Origin of the sequence: Microbacterium sp. SL62 (genome assembly GCF_026672635.1) — a bacterium.
GTDB classification, from domain to species: domain Bacteria; phylum Actinomycetota; class Actinomycetes; order Actinomycetales; family Microbacteriaceae; genus Microbacterium; species Microbacterium testaceum_A.
Map to the genome: position 1 here is coordinate 372,111 of NZ_JAPPRM010000001.1, position 18,257 is coordinate 390,367.

Here is an 18,257-nt window from a genome sequence, read left to right on the forward strand (position 1 = left end):
GTCTTGATTTCTACACTCTAATGTCTGATTCCTGCATAAGCAAGAAGATCAGGCGGATGCCGAGCCCGTCACGACCTGCTCGCGAGAGAGCACCGCGGCGATCTTGCCGGCGCCTCGCACCGCGAGCGCGACCGAGGTGAGGGTCGGGTTGCACGCCGTTGCGGTGGGGATGACGCCGTTGCCGCCGACGAAGAGGTCGGGGACTCCCCACACCTCGCTGTCGACGTCGCACACGCTCGTGCCGTCGTCGGCCACGCCCATCCGGGTCGAGCCCTGGTAGTGCAGCGACGAGCCGAGCGGCAGGGTGAAGGGACGGTCGCCCACCGGGTCGCCGATGGCCTCGGCCAGGCGCACGATCTCGTGACGAGCGCGCTCCATCACCTCGTGATCGCGGGCGGTGAGCCGGTAGTGGATGCGGGGAGCAGGCATGCCGTATCCGTCGAGGTGCTCGGCGTCGAAGACGACGCGGTCGTCGGCCTGCACGTCTTTCGCGCAGAACAGACCCAGCCCCACGATCGAGCCCGGCACCACCGGATCGTCCTCGGCGACGGGGATCGGCGAGGCGTCGAGCTGCATGATCTGCCCGTGGAACGGCATGTCGTCGGTGAACGGCACCCAGCTCACTCCGCTGTACTCCGCGAGGCCGGCGGTGGGGTCGTCGGCGGCGAGCGGGGGCATGTCGCGCAACCGCGAGGCGAAGACGATCTGCGCCTGGTCGTTCAGGTACCGCCCGAGCGCTTCGGGCCGGACGCCCGACGCCCACAGCAGCTGCGGGGTGCGCAGCGCATCGGCCGCCACCACCACGAAGCGGGCCGAGACGGTGTGCTCCTCGCCCGAGCGCAGGTCGCGCACGACCACGCCCGAGGCGCGGCCGCCCTCCACGATCACACGGACCGCGAGCGACTCGTCGAAGAGCGAGAAGCGCGGGTTCTCGCGCGTCACCTCTCCCAACACGACGTCGGACCCCGACCACACGAGACGGCCGTCCTCGCGGCGGTGGGCGGCCAACGGCATCCGCTGCACCTTCGTCGCATCGACACGACCCTCATCGACCGCGGCCGAGAGGCGCTCCCGCACGATCTCGCCGAAGGGAGCGGAGTCGAAGGCGTCGGTGGTCACACCCAGCAGGCGGTCGGCCTCGTCGAGCAGCTCGTCGAGGTCGGGGACGAAGGCGATGCGCTCGCTGTCATTGGGGCGGGGGCACGCGCCGGTCCAGTGCGCGGCCATACCGCCGACGTTGCTCGACATCGCGACGACGGGCAGGCCGTCCTCACCCTCGAACGCGAAGCCGTCCTCGAGCAGGAAGGTGCCGGGGCGGGCTCCGCGCACCCCGGCCTTGGCGGCACCGGGACTCGCGACCTTCTCGCCGCGCTCGCCCGGGCCCTCCGATGCCACCTGCGCGCGAGCGCGCTCAGCGGGATCGGCGATGTTCTTCACGTGCGCGCCGGGCGGGTTCGACACCGTCGGACCGACCTCGAACATCGCGATCGTCGCCCCCGGAGCGCGCTCCGACAGGATTCGCGCATAGGCGGAGCCGGTCGGCCCACTGCCCACGATCGCGACGTCGACCTGAGTCGGGTACTGCCGGGCGCTCATGCTGCGCGCGCGATCTCGACGACGTGGGCGACCGATGCCGCCGAGGCGGTGGTCGGGTAGTACTCCAGCCCCACCGGCCCGTGGTAGCCGCTGTCGCGGAGCAGGCGGAAGCGCTCGGTCCAGTCGAGGTCCCCCGTGCCGGGCTCACCGCGACCGGGGGCGTCTGCGAGCTGCACGTAGTGGATGAGGTCGCCGGCGTTCGCGAGCTCGGCCTCCATGTCCTCACCCTCGACCGCCGAGTGGTAGATGTCGTACAGCACACCGAACTGGGGCGAGGCGACGCCGCGAGCGACGTAAACCCCCTCCGACGTGCGGTCCAGCAGCGAGCCCGGGTGATCCACGCGCACGTTCACGGGCTCGAGCACGAGGCCGACGCCCGATCCATCGATCTGCGCGATCGCCTTCGTGTAGATCTCGATGAGCTTGTCGAGCTGCACCTGCCGCTTCCACCCGCCGAAGCCGGTGCCACTGCCCACGACGATACGGGGGCAGTCGAGGTCGCGGGCGATCTCGACGCCCTCGTCGAGCTTGCGGAAGAACTCCGAGTGGTCCCACGGCGGGATCATGAACTGCGTGCGGGGCTCGGCCAGCTGCGCGGTGAGCTGCACGCCGGTCTCCTGCAGCGCCGCCTTGAGGGCGAGCAGGTCCTTCGGGGTCGACGGCGCGTCGACGCCGGTCGGACCCCACATCTCCACGGCGTCGAAGCCCGCTGCCGCCGCCGCGCGCACGCGGTCGTGGTAGTCGCCGGCCTCGGTGAAGAGGAGCTCGATGTTGGGGGCGAGTTGATACATTTCGGTGTCCTTTCGGCCGCGCGAACGCGACGGTCGACGGATGCCGCGAGTCCCGGCATCCATCTGGGCAGACTCAGCCCGTGAGGCCGGTGAACCGGCATCGGTGTGGAGAAGGCGTCAGCCCTTCAGTCCGCCGGCGAAGCCCTGGATGAAGCGCTTCTGGGCGAAGAGGTAGAAAGCGAGGATGGGGATCATCGAGACGATCACGATCGCGAAGATCTGGTTCCACGCCGAGACCAGCGATCCGATGTAGTAGTACATGGCCACAGGGAGGGTCTGGTTCGCCGATCCGCCGAGGAAGATCAGCGAGGTGAAGAAGTCGTTCCAGACGATGAGGCCGGCGAGGATCGCCACGGTTCCCGTCGCGGGCGACATGAGCGGGAGGACGATGCGGAAGAAGATCTGCGTCCTGCTCGCACCGTCGATCGTCGCGGCCTCTTCGTACTCGGTGCCGAGCCCGCGGAAGAAGCCGGCGTAGAGGAAGATCGCCAGCGGCAGGAGCATGCCCGTGTAGAGGACGATCATGCCCCACGCCGATCCGGTGAGCCCCAGCGAACGGGCTCCGATGTACAGAGGAACCGTGCCGAGCTGTGTCGGCAGAACGATCGCGACCAGGAACAGGTAGTAGACGACGCGGCTCCAGCGGCGCGTACTGCGTGCGAGCACGTAGCCCGTGAGTGAGCCAAGCAGAACCAGGAGCACGATGCTGCCGGCCGTGATGATGATGCTGTTGACCAGCCCCATGACGACGTTCGAGTTGCCGGTGGCGGTGAGCACCTTGAGGAAGTTGCCGAAGTCCGGAGACGTCGGCGGAGCCAGCGTCGAGCTCGTGATGACCTCGCGATCCGACTTCAGCGATGTGGTGATCAGGAAGTAGAACGGCAGCAGGAAGACGAGCGCGGCGATCCAGAAGAGGAACTCTCGGAGCCCCGTGAGCTTCGTGTAGCGGAACATGTCAGTTCTCCTCCGAACGGTCGGCGGTGACGCGCTGTTGGATGACCGCGAAGACCAAAATGATGAGGGTCAGCAACAACGCCAGGGCGGCGCCGTAGCCGAAGTTTCCGAGGGCGAACGACTGCTTGTAGACCTGCGTCGCCAGGGTCTCGGTGGCGGCGGCGGGCCCGCCGCCGGTGAGCGCCATGATCTGGTCGAAGACGCGCAGGCCGTTGACCAAGCCGAGCGTGGTCGCGATCGCGACGGCGGGGCGGATGGACGGAAGCGTCACGTGCCAGAAGCGCTGCCACAGGTTGGCCCCGTCGATGGCGGCGGCCTCCTCGATCTCCACCGGCACGGCGGCGAGACCCGCCATGTAGATGACCATCGAGAAGCCGATGTTCTGCCAGACGAGCACGACGAGGATCGTCCAGATCGCCCAGGTGGGGTCGGCGATCCACGCTCGGGCCACCGAATCCAGACCGACCCCGCGCAGCACGAGGTTGAGCGGGCCGTTGTAATCGAAGATGAACTTCCAGATGTACGAGGTGGCCAGCGGACTGAGCACGACGGGCATGAAGAAGAGCGTGCGCAGGATGTAGCGGGTCTTCAGTCCGCGGTTGAGGCCGAGCGCGATGCCGAGGCCCAAGACGTTACTGAGGATGACCGAGCCGAAGGCGAGGAACAGGGTGTTCCACAGGGCCCCGAGCTTGGTCGGATCCTGGAAGATCCGCGCGAAGTTGTCGAGCCCGATGAGTTCGAAGGCCCCGATGCCGGTCCAGTTCGTGAAGGCGAAGAAGCCGCCGACGCTGGTGGCGACGTAGTGGATGCCGATGACGAAGAGGATGCCGGGCAGAGCCCACCACCAATATCCGAACGTCAACAGGCCCTTACGGCGCGGGCGGGGCGCGGAGCGTCGGCGTCCGCCGCGACGCGGCAAGACCACGCGCTCGGTCTCGGTAGCGGCAATCTCGCCGGCTCGGAATGTGGTGCTCATCGCGTCCTCGTCATCCTCGATGGGTGCGGCTCCGCCGCCCGGGTCCAGGGGCCCGGGCGGCGGATTCATTCAGTTGCCCCAGGCCGCATCCATGCTCTGGAGCACCTGGTCGATGCTGGTCTGGCCGGTCAGCAGACCCTGACCACCGGTCTGCAGCGCCTCGTAGACCGAGGGGTTCGGCCAGATGTTGTTGGGCAGCGGGGTGTACTTCTTCTCCTTGAGCAGGTCGGCCACCGGCGCGTAGATGGTGCCCGTCAGGTCGAGGGAGTCGAAGGCCGACACGGGCAGCTCGCCCGAGAGCTCGTAGTAGCGCTGCTGCTGAGCGGGCTCGGCCATCCAGGCGAGGAAGTCCTCGGCGCCCTGCTTGTTCTTCGCCTTGGCGTTGATCGAAAGCGTGTAGTTCGAGCTGCCGAGGATCATCTCCTTGCCGCTCTTGGCAGCGGGGAAGGGCTCGACCGCGAACTCGGCCTCCGCCGGAGCCGCCTTGGCGATCTCGACCGCAGCACCCGAGGGGATGAAGCTGCCCACCGATGTGCCCTGTGCGAGTCCGTTGGTGATGGCGTCGAAGCCTCCACCCTCGGCTCCGGGCTGGAAGCAGCCCGCCTGCTTCAGGTCGACGAAGGCCTGGAGGGTGTCTTTCCAACCCTGGCTGTCGGCGAAGGTCACCTTGTTCTCGGCGCGCTGCTCGTTCCAGTCGGGAGTGTCGGCGTAGACACGAGTGGCGGAGATGCCCTGGATGGTCAGACCGACGTTCGGACCGGCGGCGCCCGCGAGAGCCAGGAGCGAAGCGCCCTGCCCCTGCAGCGACGAGCATGCGGAGTCGAGGTCGCTCATGGTGGTCGGGAACTCGGTGAGTCCCTTCATCTTCAGGGTGCCCAGGCTGGCGACGACGGAGCCGATCGTGAAGTCCAGGGGCTGGCCGTAGACCTTGTCGTCGATCGTGTAGACGCTCTCGCTCCCGGGGATGATGAGCTTCGTCGCGGTGTCGCCGAGGGGCTCGAGGAAGCCGGCCTGGGCGAGGGGGATGATGCCGCGCGCGTCGCCCGAGCCGGGAGTGGTCTGGATGACGTCCGAGGCGTTGCCGGCCTGCAACTGGGTGCGGATCGTCTCGCCGTACTTGTCGTTGGGGGTCGGGTTGGTGGTGATCGTCACGCCCGAGTGCTGCTGCATGTACTCCTTGGCGAGCGTCTCGTACGGGCTCTCCAGGTTGTTGGAGGTGGCGAACGTGAAGGTGAAGGAGTTCGAATCGCCCCCGGCGTCCCCCGAACCCGAACCGGAGCAACCGGCGAGGACGAGAGCGGCGGTGACGGGAAGAGCGAGAAGACCTGCGATCCGCGTGACGCGGCGATGCTGAGTCATGGCCAGCCTTTCTGACGACGTTGTCGGCGAGCCCTTCGGTGGGAGCGCCTGTGCTGTGTGACTCAGTATCGGCGCGTTGCGCAGAAAACGCACATAAGTCTTCGCGATGCGGCACATAAGGCGCGGACCCCCTCCGACCATCGCCCTCGCATATGGAAACTAGCCACCGTATAGACGGCGTTGATACGATCCACGGACAGCTTTCCCGAGCGAAGGATCACGACGTGGTGACCGAACATGCGACGCTGTCGCGCCTGGACCTCAACCTTCTCGTCGCCCTCGACGCTCTTCTCACCGAGCGCAGCGTCACCCGCGCGGCCGAGAGCCTGCATCTCAGTCAACCCGCACTGAGCGCCTCGCTCGCGCGATTGCGGACCCACTTCAACGACCAGATCCTCGCTCGTCGCGGCAACACCTACGAACTCACGCCCTTCGCGGTGCGTCTGACCGACCACACCAGCACCGCCCTCGAGGCGGCCCGGCGCGTGTTCGAGAGCCAGGCGTCGTGGTCGCCGGCCGAGTCGACGCGCGAATTCTCGATCTACGGGTCCGACTACGGCTTCGTCACCGTCGGCACGGTCGTGTCGCAATTGGCCGCGGAGCAAGCGCCCGGGGTGCGGTTCCGCTACATGCTGCACAACCCCGGCATCGTCGAAGACGCGGCCAACCGCCTCCGCTCGGCAGACGCCATGGTGATCCCGCACGGACCCGTCTCGGAGTTGCCCTACCTCGACCTCTGGCAGGACGACTGGCTTGCCGTCGTCGCCGACGACAACCACGAGGTGGGTGAGGCTCTCACCATGCAGAACCTCGCCGACATGCCGTGGGTGCTCACCTTCCAGTCGCGATCGGCCTTCACCTCCGCCGCGCGCCAGATCCAACAGCTCGGCGTGGAACCGCACATCGAGGTCGTGCTCGAGAGCTTCCTCTCGGTCGGCCACTTCGTCAGCGGCACCCGTCGCGTCGGTCTCGTGCAGTCGGCCCTCGCCCCCCACCTGCTCCGCATCGGGGGCATCCGCGTCGTGCCGCTCCCCTTCGCTGCAACCCCGATCGTGAGTGCGCTGTGGTGGCACCCCTCGCACAATCGCGACCCCGAGCACGAGTGGATGCGCGGGCTGTTCGCCGAGGCAGGCCGCGTGATCGCCGCGGGCCACGCGCCGCACTGACGGCCCCCGCACCCGTCATCAGGCGCCCCGATGCGCGGCATCAGCCCGCCGCGTCCGTTTCTCCTTGCCGTCCGCCGAGAGCCTCGGTATCGTCCAAATCCGAACCAACGTATTGATTCGGAACCCGACGCCTCCCACCGCGCCGTCGCGGTCCGATGACCGCTCAGTGAGGAGCACCCCGTGGCAGAGCCCTTGCGCATCCTGATCGTCGGCGCCGGAATCGGCGGGCTGAGTGCCGCCTCGGCTCTCGCCCGTATCGGCGCGAAAGTCGACGTCATCGACGACAAACCCGAGATCAGTGTCGCCGGCGTCGGCTTCGGGCTGCGCATCAACGGCCTGCGGGCGGTGCGCGACATCGGTCTGCTCGAGGAAGTCCTCGACATCGGCCACCCCGCGCCGGGAATCGACAACTACGACGCCGACGGCAACCTCCTCAGCACCATGAGCTACGGCACCCGGGACGAGGGTCTTCCGGGATGCGTGACGATGTCGCGGATCGCGTTCCTCGAGCTCGCCGCCCGGCACGCCCGCGACAACGGCTGCACATTCCGCATGAGCACGACGGTCGCCGGCATCGCGCAGCACGAGGACACCGCCACCGTCACTTTCAGCAGCGGCGACCGGGCCGATTACGACCTCGTGCTCGGCTTCGACGGCCTCCACTCGCAGATCCGCCAGGACTACTTCGGCGAGAAGTACGCTCCGCGCCCGGTCGGCGGGGTGGCGTGGCGCGTGGGCCTTCCCAACCGTCGCAAGATCATGCAGCCCATCATCTGCCAGGGCTACGGCGGCAAGATCATGCTGACCCCGCTGTCGGAGGACACCATGTACATGGTGCTCACCGTCGCCGAAGAGGGGCGACCCCGCTACGACGCGAGCAAGATGGCCGAGATCATGCACGATCGCGCGGCGGCCCTGACCCGCGGGTCGGCGTTCCTCGCCGACGCGCTCGACGACGTTCGCCACGCCGAGAACGTCGCCTACACCCCCTACTCGACCGTGTGGGTGCCCTACCCGTGGTTCCGCGGCCGCGTGATGATCCTGGGAGACGCGGCCCACACCATGACCCCGTACCTCGGATCGGGAGCGGCGATGAGCATCGAAGACGGGGTCGTCCTCGCTCAGGAGCTCGCGAAGAACTCCTCGGTGCTCGACGCCCAGCTCGACTTCATGAAGCGCCGCCTCCCTCGCGTGCGCGCCGTGCACGACCGCTCGATCGAGTCGATGCTCGAGGAGTTCGACTCCGTCACCGACGAGACCTACCGGGCGCGCATCGAGCACCTCCGTCACGACGAACCCATCGCCAACGAATACGCGAACCGCCTCCTGCGGATGCCCTACTGACCCTCGAGGAGACGAACGTGTCGCACCTTTCCCCCACCCGAACCCTTATCGTCGACGCCGCCGCTGAGAGCGCCTTCCGCCCCCTGAACGGGGTCGGGGGCGTGCCCGGCCCCGTCGACGCGCACCCGCAGTTCCCCGACATGACACCCCTGTGGAGACAAGCAGGGGTCACGGTCGTCCGCTCCTTCGACTGGGTTTCCCGCCTCGACACCCGGAACAACCCCACGAGCCTGTTCCCCGACTGGAGCGCCGACGTCGACGATCCCGCGAGCTACAACTTCGCCGCGACCGATCAGTGGGTGGAGGCGGTGCACGCCATCGGCGCCGAGGTGATGTTCACCGTGGCCAGCTCGATCCCCCGCAACAAGCTCCCCGCGGAGGACGTCGATGTCTACGGCCGGGTGGTCGAGCACATCGTGCGTCACTACTCGCAGGGGTGGGCGGGCGGACCCGCGAAGCCGATCCGCCTCTACGAGTTCGGCGACCAGCCCGACTTCGGGCCCCTGCACTTCGACGGGAGGCCGCAGGAGTTCTACGCGATGTACCGAGCTTTCTGCGAGGCCGTGCGGCGCGTCGACACGACCCTGACGATCGGCGGACCCGCGACCGCTTTCCCCCTCGAGAAGGACGCCGCGTACCGCGAGGGTTTCCTCGCCTTCGTCCGAGAGAACGATCTTCCTCTCGACTTCTACTCGTTCCTCTGGTTCACCGACGGCAGCCGTGACCCGCTCGACTACCGGTACGTCTCGCGTGAGCTGCGTGCCCTTCTCGACGAGTACGGTTTCACCGACACCGATCTGACCCTGAGCTATTGGAACTACCTCGCGGTCCCGAGCTCCACCGCTCCCGCCGCGGAGAAGGCGGCGTTCCAGGCCGCCACCGCGATCTACCTGCAGGACACGGCCATCGACCACGCGTTCTTCTTCCGAGCCGACAGCGGCCTCGACCCGCACTACGGCTTCGTCGACCCCGGCGGCGTCGGCCACTCGGACGGACGACCCGACGAGCGCTCGCGCGCCCTCGCCCTGGCCGGTCAGGCTCTCACCGGGCGACGTCTGGCCGTCACCGGGGGCAACGAATCGGGCTTCGCCGTCATCGCCGGGCGGGACGGGGACCACGTCCGCGTCTTGGTGGCGAACTACGTGGCACCCGACACGGCTCTGGCCGAGCGCGAGGAAGACCGCTTCGTCTTCCGCATCCCGATCGGCGAGCAGCGGATCGAGCTGGGACTGACCCTTCCCCCGCAGCGCCGTGACCTGGCCTCCGCGCGCGTGGAATCCGCCCGCCTCGAGCTGCGGAACCTCCCCTGGCCGGATGCCGTGGTGAACGTCGTGATCAGGTCCCTGACCGGGGAGGTCGACGATCCCCGCCCGATGACGGTGTCCGCCACCGGTACCCTCCAGGTGGACGTCGACGTCACCCCGCAGTCCGCGGTCCTCGTCGAGCTGACCGCCTGAGGGCGCCGTCCGACGGGTTGGAGAGCAGGAGCCGATGGAAGCGCGACCGACGGTGAGCGGGGTGTCGGAGCCCAAGCAGCAGCGAAGCCGCGACTCGTTCGCCAAGGTGTGCGCGGCGGTGCTCGACCTCCTGCACGAGCGCGGAACGGGACAGTTCTCGCTCGCGGAGGTCAGCGCGCGGGCCGGGGTGTCCATCGGGTCGATCTACGGCCGCGTGGCAGGCAAGGCCGAACTGCTGCGCGCCGTCCAGAGCCAGGAGTTCGACCGCCTCGACCTCGAGACCGCGCAGCGCGTCTCGATCGCCGCGGCGGGGGCGACCGACTTCGCCGGCGCGACGACCGCGATCGTCACCGCCTACGCCGAACTCCTTCGCGAGAACCGCGACCTGTTGGCGCCGTTCTTCCTTCTCGGCGTCGAGGACGCGGCCCTCCTCGACCGGGGGCGGCAGTCGGGCGATGCCGGGCAACAGGTGTTCCTGCGAGCGCTGATCGCCGCCGCCGAGGAACACGGGGTCGACCTGCCAGACGCGAAAGCGCGGTGGGCGTTCGAGGTGTTCTACAGCCTGAGCGTGCGCTATCTCGGTCTGGGCGTGACGGCGACGGCGAGCCCGCACGACGCGTACGGCTGGCGGGAGCTGCTCGAGCGCCTGGCGCACACGGTGTTCCTCATGACCGCGCCGGAGTGAGCTTCCTGAGGCGTCGAGAAGTCGGCATCCCGTCGCTCCTGACGGCGCGGGCCGGCGAGGCGCACGTCGCGCACAGCCGACCCGCCTGAGTCATACCCCCGCGGTCACCGAACGCATCGCCGAGCGGATGAGGTCGTGCTGACGACGCACCAGCAGAAGGGGGTCGACCTCGCCGAGTTCGGCGAAGGCGTGGCCCTCCCACTCGCTCGACCAGAACCCGCGGTACCCGCCCTCGACGAACACCCGCACGAGCTCGGGATAGTCGATCGCCGGCTCTTGCCCCGACTCGTCGATGTCGTAGAACTTCGCGTGCACGTGCAGGATCTGCGGCATGATGTCGGCCCACTCGCGCGGATCGACGTGCCCGTGCATGTTGAAGGCCAGGTGCGCGAACGAACCGAGGCGACCCGGGTCGAAATCGCGGCCGCGCAGGTAGCCGAGAAACTCCTGCTGGCGCTCCTGCATCGTGGCATCCGTCGCCCAGATCCGCTGCAGCGTCGCGACCGCATCGTCGTCGAGGCCGGCGCGACTGACGGCGCGCAGCAGAGTCGGCGACATCGCGTGCATGGTGGACGAGAAGTCGGCGACGAAGCCCAGCAGCGGCGAATCGAGCTCGGCGTATGTCTCGCGCACGCGCAGGATCGCGTCGGAGTTCGGGCCCATCGGCGCGTGGATCTCGTACGCGAGCTTCAGCTCGAGGTCTTCGGCGATCGGCAGCAGCCGGCGCAGCAGCTCGGGCTTGGCGCTCTGGATGCGCACGAGCGGGAAGCCGAGCTTCTTCGCCCCCTCGAACATGAGCTTCGAGAAGGCGAACTCCTCGTCGGGGGTCATATCGCGATCACGCCGACGACCCATGTCGAGGTTGGCGCCGAACGAACTCTCGACGAACCCGTGCCGGTCGAACGCCGCGCGCCACGTGCGCACGAAGTCGTCGCCGACGACCGGGTAGGTCGGCACCGTCTGCGATGCCACGATCTCGATCCCCGGACCGATGCCGAGCTCGGCAACCCGGTCGAGCAGACCGTCGAAGTCGAAATACCCGGCGCGGAACTCCGCGCTCGCCGAGTACAGCGTCAGACCCAGCTGGAACGGGTCGGCCTCGGCCGCCGGCGACGGGGGCGTGACGTCCGACACGAGGGCCGGGATCTCGGCATCCGCGTCGACGACCGTCAGGGTCTTCACATCGTGCACCACGTTCGGCACGTACAGGCCGGGGCCGCCGTCCTGGCCGGGCGCGATCTGCATGTAGGGCAGACGCAGCTCGCCGTGCAACACGACGTCGTGCGTCTCGTCGAGCGCGACGGGGTGTTCGCGCCGGGCGACCAGCAGCGGGTGCTCCTGCAGGAACCAGAGTCGTTCGCTCTGCTCGGGCAGCTCGTCGAGGCCGTACGAGGTGTCGCCGAACGCGACGCGGAGGTCGGCGGCATCCACCTCCTCTCCGTCGACGGTGAGCGCGAGAGTCGTCACCGACGAGAGCCAGAGGCTGCGGTACCAGGGGATCGTCAGGCGCAGCGCGAGCCCGTCGGGGTGCGCGCGCAGGCTGTCGTCGTGGATGAGTCCGTTGGGCATGTCGTACGCCTCAGATCCGGTCGGCGATCTGACGCATCAGCGAGTGCTGACGGCGGACCTGTTCGATCGAGCGCCACGGCTCGCGCTCGCCCTCGTATTCGCTGGAGAGGTAACCGGTGTAGCCCGCGTCCTTCAGGGCCTTCAATACCGGCTCCCACGGGATCTGCTGGTCTTCGAGGTTCTCGTCGATGTCGTGGAACTTCGCCTGGATGAACACGACGTTCTCGATCACGTCGAACACGTCGTTCGGATCGACATGGATGCCGTCGAGGAACGCCGGGCGGTGCCCTGGCAGCTCGCCGGGCTTCAGCGGGATGGGGCGGTCCTGGAAGATGCCGGTGTCGAGCAGCAGGCCGAAGTGCTTCGTACCCGTGCGGCGGATCAACGCGATGTAGTCGTCGACGACCTCGTGCTTGATGGGGGTCGGCGAGTGAATCTCGGGGCAGATGATCACGTCGAGCTCTTCGGCGAGCGGCAGCGACGCCTCGACGACCTCGGTCCAGATCGGGTGCGGGATCAGGTCGCTCGAGACGACACCGATCTTGGGCCGCACGAAGCGGAAGCCGAGGCGCTTTGCGAGCCGCAGGTCGCGCTGGAGGGCTGCGGCACCCTCGTCGACCGTCATGTCGCGACCGTTCGGGCCGCTCGAGTGCAGGCGCGTGTCGATCCACGAGCCGTAGTTCGTGGGCTCGAGGCCGTACTTCTCGAGCAAGGCGAACCAGTCGTCGACCCACTCCTGCGAGGGGTTCGGGTAGTTCGGGATGTGCGCCTCGCCGAGGATCTCGAGGCCGGTCGCGCCGAGGTCGGCGATCGAGGCCATCGCGGTCTCGAGGTCCATGACGGTGCCGAAGTCGGTCATGTAGCTGTAGAGCGAGACGCCGTAACGGAAGGGGACTCCGGATGCCTCGGGGGCGAGCGTCACGCTCTTGGTGACGCGGTAGGTGCTCGGCTGGTGTTCCTGGGGGATGTACGACATGCGCAGGCGCAGCTCGATCGAGAGCTCGTGCACGCCATCGGGAAGGCCGCCGGCGAGGGGAACCGTGATGATCGCGGCATCTTCGAGAGGCCACCGCACGCCGTCGCCGTCCCAGAGCTCGGCGAGGGAGTACTGCCGCCCCTGCAGGGTCCACCGCGGCACGTCGGGTGCGACGTCGACGAGGCCGGGGATCTGCACCCCGATGCCGTCGATCAGCGAGGCGGACATGCCGCGATACGACGGCATCCGCACCCGGAACTGGAAGCCGGTGATCTCGCCGCCCTCGCGGACGTTGCGGAATCCGACGGACTGGATGAGGTCTCTTTCGAGAAGCATCGTCGCTCACTCTCTCTGGGGTTCGCCTCTGACGCTACCCGCTTATGCCGGATTCAGACATAAGCGTTTCTGATCTCCCGCATCACCCACCGGGACCCCGGCTTCCCGGCCCGCGACACCCCCGACCCCTTCCGAGACCCCTCGTCCCGCTTGTGCAGTGAGGAAGTCCCACGCACCGTCGCCCAGAGCATCTCCAGGCAGCACGAAGGGGACGTGGTCTAAGACGAATGCCGTCCCGCAGCAGCGCACACAGACTGCCGCGGATCTCAGTCAGCCGTATCCGGCGCCGCGAAAACCTCCGACGCGATCCGGAAGGCCGAATTGGCCGCCGGCACGCCGGAGTAGATCGCCGACTGCAGGATGACCTCGCGGATCTCCTCGACGCTCAGCCCGTTGCGCAACGCCGCGCGCAGGTGCATCGCGAGCTCTTCGTGGTGACCGTGCGCGATGAGCGAGCTCAGCACCGCGATCGAGCGCGAGCGACGGTCGAGGCCGGGCCGTGACCACACGTCTCCCCACGCGACGCGCGTGATGAAGTCCTGCCAGTCGGCGGTGAGGTCGGTGGTCGCGGCGATCGAGCGGTCGACGTGCGCGTCGCCCAGCACGGCGCGGCGCACGGTCATGCCCTGGTCGTGGCGTTCCTGATCGGTGGGCATCAGGCGTCCTTTCGGAAAGACGTCGTCGTCGAAGCGGAGGCGAAGAACGACCGCAGCAGAGCCGCCACGGCCTCGGGTTGTTCGACCGGGGGAAGGTGGCCGGCGTCGTCGATGCGCGCGACGCTGCCGCGCTGCACGCCCTCGGCGATCTCGACGGCCTTGGGCTCGGGGGCGACCTGGTCGAAGAATCCCCAGACGGCGAGCACCGGCACGGCGATCTCGCCCAGCGTCGCGCGCACGTCGTACGCGGCGAGCGCCTCGCAGCAGCGGGCGTAGCTGTCGTCGTCGGCGTCCTGCAGTGCGTGCAGCAGGCGGCCGCTCAGCTCGGGGCGGCGCGCCATCGACTCCGGCGCGAACCAGCGCTGGGCCGAGCCGACGATGAGGCTCGAGGTGCTCTGCGACCGCGCCTGGGCGGCCCGCTCGTGCCACGACGCGGGCTCGCCGAGGACGGCTCCGGATGCCACGATGGCGGCGCCCCGCAGGCGGGTGCCATGACGCCGCGCGAGCTCGAGGCCCGTCGCCCCGCCGAGGGACACCCCGGCGTACAGGAACGTGTCATCGGGGACGGCGGCGGCCACGGCATCCGCGAGATCGGCGACGGTGAACGCCTCGCGTGCGATCGGCCCGGCCCCGTGCCCGGGGAGGTCCCACGCAGCGACGCGGTAATCGTCGGCGAGCAGGGGCGCGACGTCGTCCCACAGGATGGTCGAGGTGCCGAGCGAGGGCCCCAGCACGACGAGGGGTGCGTCGGCGGGACCCACGGGTGCGGTCAGCGAGATGAGGCTCATGCATCGGCTCCTTCGTCGTGCGCGGTGCCTCCGCCGGCGTGGCGGGTGTCGCGAGCGAGGCGGGGGGCGAGACCGACGTAGGCGGCCGGATCGAGCAGCGCGTCGACGTCGAGGCCGGCCGCCTCGGGCAGCGCCCGCAGGCGCGGGGCGAGGTCGGCGTCGCCGTCGAGCAGGGCCGCGAAGCGCTCGGCGCCGATGAGGGGCACGAGCACGCCCCGCAGACGCTCGCTGACGAGGCGCCCTCCGGTCAGAGCAGCGTTGGCAGTCCCGGCCCCGGCATCGACACGCAGGTGAGCGAGCAACGACGACCCGTGCGCCGCGGCGCCGACCGCGAGGCGCAGCAACTCGCGCAACGTCGGCCACTCGGCGTGCCAGGCGCCGTCGGGGCGCTCGTCGACAGCGAGGGCCGATGCCAGGTGCAAGGTCGCGCCCAGCTGAGGCGCGCGAAGGGCGGCCGAGCGGATGAGCACCGCTTCGGCGGGGTTCTGCTTCTGGGGCATCGCCGACGATCCGCCGCCCACGCCCTCCGACACCTCGCCGATCTCGGTGCGGCTGAGGGTCGCGACGTCGGCGGCCATCTTGCCGAGCGCATCGATCGCCTGCACGAGGGCGTCGCCGATCTCGGTCACGGGCCAGCGCGTCACGTGCCACGGAGCCTCGGGGGCGTCGAGCTCGAGCACCCGGGCGAAGGCCGCGGGCAGGGCGTCGGCGGCATCCGTCGATCCCGTGATCTCGACGAACGAGGCAAGCGTCCCGCCCGCACCCGCGAGCTGCGCGGGGAAGACCAGGGCGTCGAGTCGCCCGACCGCCCGTTCGAGACCGCGCGCCCAGGTCGCGGCGCGCGCCCCGATCGTCGTGGGCACGGCGTGCTGGGTGAGCGTGCGGGCGGCGGCCACCTCGTCGGCGTGCGCGGTGGCGAGCTGTCGCGCCCAGACCGCCGCATTCGCGACCGAGCGTCGCGTCTGCTCGACCGCGCGCTGCGCGACCACCATGAGCGCGGTGTCGAGCACGTCCTGACTCGTCGCCCCGCGGTGGATCCACCCGCGGTGCTCCGCCGGCACCTGGGCCTTGAGCGCGCCCACGAGGGGGATCACGGGGTTGCCCCCGGCGACGGCGTCACGCACGAGGGCGTCGACGTCGAGCACGCGCGCGGACGCGCCGCCCTTCTCGTCGATGCCGAAGAGGTGGTCGATGTCGGCTCGCGCCTCGCGGGGGGCGACCCCGACGGCGACGTAGGCCGCGACCAGGGCGCATTCGACGCGGATCATCGTGGCCAGCACGAACTCGTCCGACAGCAGGGCGTCCTGGCCGACGCTCACCGGCGAGAGCAGCCCGAGGTCGATGCGCGGAAGGGGTTCAGAAGGCAAGGAACACCGTCTCGTTCTCGCCCTGCAACCGGATGTCGTGCGACAGGTACCCGTCGGGCGTACGGGTCGCGACGAGGCTAGCGCGCTCCTCCGACGTCAGGGTGGAGAGCAGCGGATCGGCGGCGAGAGCGTCGTCGTCGGCCGGCGAATAGATGCGCGTGTGCAGCTTGTCGGGCAGGCCGCGGGCGAACACGATCGCGGCGAAGAACCCCGCCCGACCCCGGATGCCGCCCGGCTCGCGCGTCCAGAACGAGTAGCGCCCCTCGTCGTCGGTGAAGGCGCGTCCGAACCCGGTGAAGGTGTGGTCGTCACGGCGGAACGCGCCCCGCGCGCGGGGCACCGAGCCGTCGGCATCCGCCCCGAAGATCTCCACGACGGCGTCGGGGATCGGCGCTCCCGCACCGTCGTACACGGTGCCCGAGAGCACGATCGCGCCCGGTGAGTGCGGGAACACCACCTCGTGCTGCTTCGGGTACTCCAAGCCGTAGGCGAAGAACGGCCCGACCGTCTGGCCGGGGGTGGCGCGGTGCGTCTTGGCGGGGATCACTCGTCGCCCTCCTGCTCGAAGTACGTGGCGTCCGGCCCGTCGACCACGATGTCGAACCGGTACCCCGTCGCCCACTCGGGCGAGGTGAGATCGTGGTCGTAGACGCCGACGAGGGCGTCGCGGTCCTTCTGGCGGTGGATGGAGTTGTAGATCGGGTCGAGCGCGAACAGCGGGTCGCCCGGGAAGTACATCTGCGTCACCAGCCGCTGCGTGAACGACGACCCGAACACCGAGAAATGGATGTGCGCCGGACGCCACGCGTTGCGGTGGTTCTTCCACGGGTACGGGCCGGGCTTGATGGTCGTGAAGCGGTACTCGCCGTTCTCGTTCGTGATCGCGCGGCCGGCTCCCGTGAAGTTCGGGTCGAGGGGCGCGGGGTGCTGGTCGCGCTGGTGGATGTAGCGGCCGGCCGAGTTCGCCTGCCAGATCTCGATGAGCTGGTTCGCCACCGGGCGCCCCCACGAGTCGAGCAGACGGCCCTGCACCGTCATGCGCTCACCGAGCGGCTCCCCCGCGTGCTGAAGGGTGAGGTCCGACTCGATCGCCGCGACGTCGCGCTGCCCGAACGCGGGCGAGAACAGCTCGATGGTCTCGGGGTCGACGAGCTTCGGATTCTTGGTCGGATGCCGCAGCACGCTCGACCGATAGGCCGGAAAGTCGTGGGCGGTCGCGGCGATGCGCTCGCCCGCGGCGTCGAGGGCATCGAGCTCGGCGTGGCGGGCACGGATCTCGCGGACGATCTCGTCCTGCGTCGCCTGGTCGGGAGCGGCCAGCAGCGATTCGGGGGCCGCGGCGGGGGCGTTTGTCATGGGGTCTCCTTCGACCCCTCCATGCTCCGTCACCACCTCGTATCGTGGCTAGGCGTTCCCGCTGAATGGGAGTCGTGCCAGGGTGGACCCGTGGCGAACTCCCCCTCCGGCGATTCGGTGACCGACCGCCTCGTACGCATCCTCGAGACCTTCACCCCCACGCGCACCGCGCAGACAACGGCCGACATCGGCCGCCGGGGGGGTCTGCCGAGCTCGTCGGCGCACCGGATCGTGAACGAGCTGGTGGATGCCGGCTTGCTCGAGCGTGACGACGAGCGCCGCGTCCGCGTCGGGATGCGCCTGTGGGAACTCGCGACCCGGTCCTCGCACGCGCTGCGCCTGCGCCAAGCGGCCCTGCCGTACATGGAACGCGTGCAACAGCGCGTGCGCGAGCACACCCAGCTCGCGATCCTCGAGCAGGACGAGGCGCTGTTCCTCGAGCGCCTCAGCGCCCCCGACTCCGGCGCGAACATCACCCGCGTCGCCGGGCGCCTTCCCCTGCATGCGTCGTCGTCGGGACTCGTGCTGCTCGCCTTCGCCCCGCGCGACCTGCAGGAGCGCGTGCTCGACGGCCCCCTTGCCCGGGTCACGGCCGACACGATCGTCGACCCGGCGGCACTGCGCCGCACCCTCGCCGAGATCCGCACGCTCGGTCGGGTCGTGGCCCCCGGCTACGTCGACGAGGTCTCCACCGGCGTCGCAGTGCCCGTGCGCGACGAAACCGGAGCGGTCATCGCCGCGCTGTCGGCCGTGCTCCCGCGCGACGCCGAGACCCAGTTCGCCCTGGTCGAGCTGCACCGCGCCGCCCGCGACACCGAGCGCGCCCTCGGCTTCCGCCGCTGACCCCTCCCCGCCCCTCCGCCACCTTCCCGCGTGAGGCG

17 protein-coding genes are annotated in these 18,257 nt (G+C 69.3%); 5 read left to right on the forward strand and 12 right to left on the reverse strand.

Annotation, left to right across the window (positions count from 1 at the left end; all coding sequences use genetic code 11):
- Positions 1–48: 48 nt before the first annotated feature.
- The 5 genes from OVA26_RS01675 to OVA26_RS01695 all read right to left on the reverse strand — a co-directional run bounded on the left by OVA26_RS01675 (position 49) and on the right by OVA26_RS01695 (position 5,676).
- Positions 49–1,596, reverse strand: a complete 1,548-nt coding sequence (locus tag OVA26_RS01675) for a GMC oxidoreductase (RefSeq protein WP_268102694.1) — start codon at positions 1,594–1,596, stop codon at positions 49–51.
- Positions 1,593–2,387 carry a TIM barrel protein gene (locus tag OVA26_RS01680; protein WP_268102695.1) on the reverse strand — a complete coding sequence of 265 codons (795 nt, stop codon included), beginning with the start codon at positions 2,385–2,387 and terminating at the stop codon, positions 1,593–1,595. The genes OVA26_RS01675 and OVA26_RS01680 overlap by 4 nt, the downstream gene beginning before the upstream one ends.
- Positions 2,388–2,504: 117 nt before the next feature.
- Entirely contained in the window at positions 2,505–3,341 is an 837-nt protein-coding gene (locus OVA26_RS01685; protein ID WP_268102696.1) for a carbohydrate ABC transporter permease, read from the reverse strand.
- 1 nt (position 3,342) lies between these two features.
- On the reverse strand, positions 3,343–4,317 hold the full coding sequence (locus OVA26_RS01690; RefSeq protein WP_268102697.1) for a carbohydrate ABC transporter permease: 975 nt from the start codon (positions 4,315–4,317) through the stop codon (positions 3,343–3,345).
- 69 nt (positions 4,318–4,386) lie between these two features.
- Positions 4,387–5,676, reverse strand: a complete 1,290-nt coding sequence (locus tag OVA26_RS01695) for an ABC transporter substrate-binding protein (RefSeq protein WP_268102698.1) — start codon at positions 5,674–5,676, stop codon at positions 4,387–4,389.
- Positions 5,677–5,903: 227 nt separating this feature from the next.
- Here OVA26_RS01695 and OVA26_RS01700 point away from each other — a divergent pair, with 227 nt between their 5' ends.
- The 4 genes from OVA26_RS01700 to OVA26_RS01715 all read left to right on the forward strand — a co-directional run bounded on the left by OVA26_RS01700 (position 5,904) and on the right by OVA26_RS01715 (position 10,328).
- A complete protein-coding gene (locus OVA26_RS01700) occupies positions 5,904–6,842 on the forward strand; it encodes a LysR family transcriptional regulator (protein ID WP_268104849.1) in 939 nt (312 codons plus the stop codon).
- A 180-nt stretch (positions 6,843–7,022) separates the two neighbouring features.
- Positions 7,023–8,186, forward strand: coding sequence for an FAD-dependent monooxygenase (locus tag OVA26_RS01705; RefSeq protein WP_268102699.1), 1,164 nt, complete (start codon positions 7,023–7,025; stop codon positions 8,184–8,186).
- A gap of 17 nt (positions 8,187–8,203) precedes the next feature.
- On the forward strand, positions 8,204–9,643 hold the full coding sequence (locus tag OVA26_RS01710; RefSeq protein ID WP_268102701.1) for a GH39 family glycosyl hydrolase: 1,440 nt from the start codon (positions 8,204–8,206) through the stop codon (positions 9,641–9,643).
- 34 nt (positions 9,644–9,677) lie between these two features.
- Positions 9,678–10,328, forward strand: a complete 651-nt coding sequence (locus OVA26_RS01715; RefSeq protein WP_268102703.1) for a TetR/AcrR family transcriptional regulator — start codon at positions 9,678–9,680, stop codon at positions 10,326–10,328.
- Positions 10,329–10,418: 90 nt separating this feature from the next.
- Here OVA26_RS01715 and OVA26_RS01720 read toward each other — a convergent pair whose 3' ends face one another.
- The 7 genes from OVA26_RS01720 to pcaH form a co-directional block, all read right to left on the reverse strand.
- Positions 10,419–11,897 (reverse strand): C-glycoside deglycosidase beta subunit domain-containing protein, encoded by a 1,479-nt coding sequence (locus OVA26_RS01720; protein WP_268102704.1) that lies wholly within the window; start codon positions 11,895–11,897, stop codon positions 10,419–10,421.
- 10 nt (positions 11,898–11,907) lie between these two features.
- Positions 11,908–13,209, reverse strand: coding sequence for a C-glycoside deglycosidase beta subunit domain-containing protein (locus OVA26_RS01725; RefSeq protein ID WP_268102706.1), 1,302 nt, complete (start codon positions 13,207–13,209; stop codon positions 11,908–11,910).
- Between the two features lie 266 nt (positions 13,210–13,475).
- Positions 13,476–13,865: a 4-carboxymuconolactone decarboxylase gene (gene pcaC, locus OVA26_RS01730; RefSeq protein WP_268102707.1), complete on the reverse strand. Its 390-nt coding sequence runs from the start codon at positions 13,863–13,865 to the stop codon at positions 13,476–13,478.
- Entirely contained in the window at positions 13,865–14,653 is a 789-nt protein-coding gene (locus tag OVA26_RS01735) for an alpha/beta fold hydrolase (protein ID WP_268102708.1), read from the reverse strand. The genes pcaC and OVA26_RS01735 overlap by 1 nt, the downstream gene beginning before the upstream one ends.
- Positions 14,650–16,020 (reverse strand): lyase family protein, encoded by a 1,371-nt coding sequence (locus OVA26_RS01740; RefSeq protein WP_268102709.1) that lies wholly within the window; start codon positions 16,018–16,020, stop codon positions 14,650–14,652. The genes OVA26_RS01735 and OVA26_RS01740 overlap by 4 nt, the downstream gene beginning before the upstream one ends.
- Complete coding sequence (gene pcaG, locus OVA26_RS01745; protein WP_268102710.1) at positions 16,010–16,567, reverse strand: protocatechuate 3,4-dioxygenase subunit alpha; 558 nt, start codon at positions 16,565–16,567, stop codon at positions 16,010–16,012. Before pcaG ends, OVA26_RS01740 begins: the two co-directional genes overlap by 11 nt.
- The gene (gene pcaH / locus OVA26_RS01750) at positions 16,564–17,376 is read right to left on the reverse strand and encodes a protocatechuate 3,4-dioxygenase subunit beta (RefSeq protein ID WP_268102711.1); all 813 of its coding nucleotides are present in this window, start codon (positions 17,374–17,376) and stop codon (positions 16,564–16,566) included. Before pcaH ends, pcaG begins: the two co-directional genes overlap by 4 nt.
- Before the next feature lie 90 nt (positions 17,377–17,466).
- Here pcaH and OVA26_RS01755 point away from each other — a divergent pair, with 90 nt between their 5' ends.
- Positions 17,467–18,219 carry an IclR family transcriptional regulator gene (locus OVA26_RS01755; RefSeq protein ID WP_268102712.1) on the forward strand — a complete coding sequence of 251 codons (753 nt, stop codon included), beginning with the start codon at positions 17,467–17,469 and terminating at the stop codon, positions 18,217–18,219.
- Positions 18,220–18,257 lie beyond the last annotated feature (38 nt).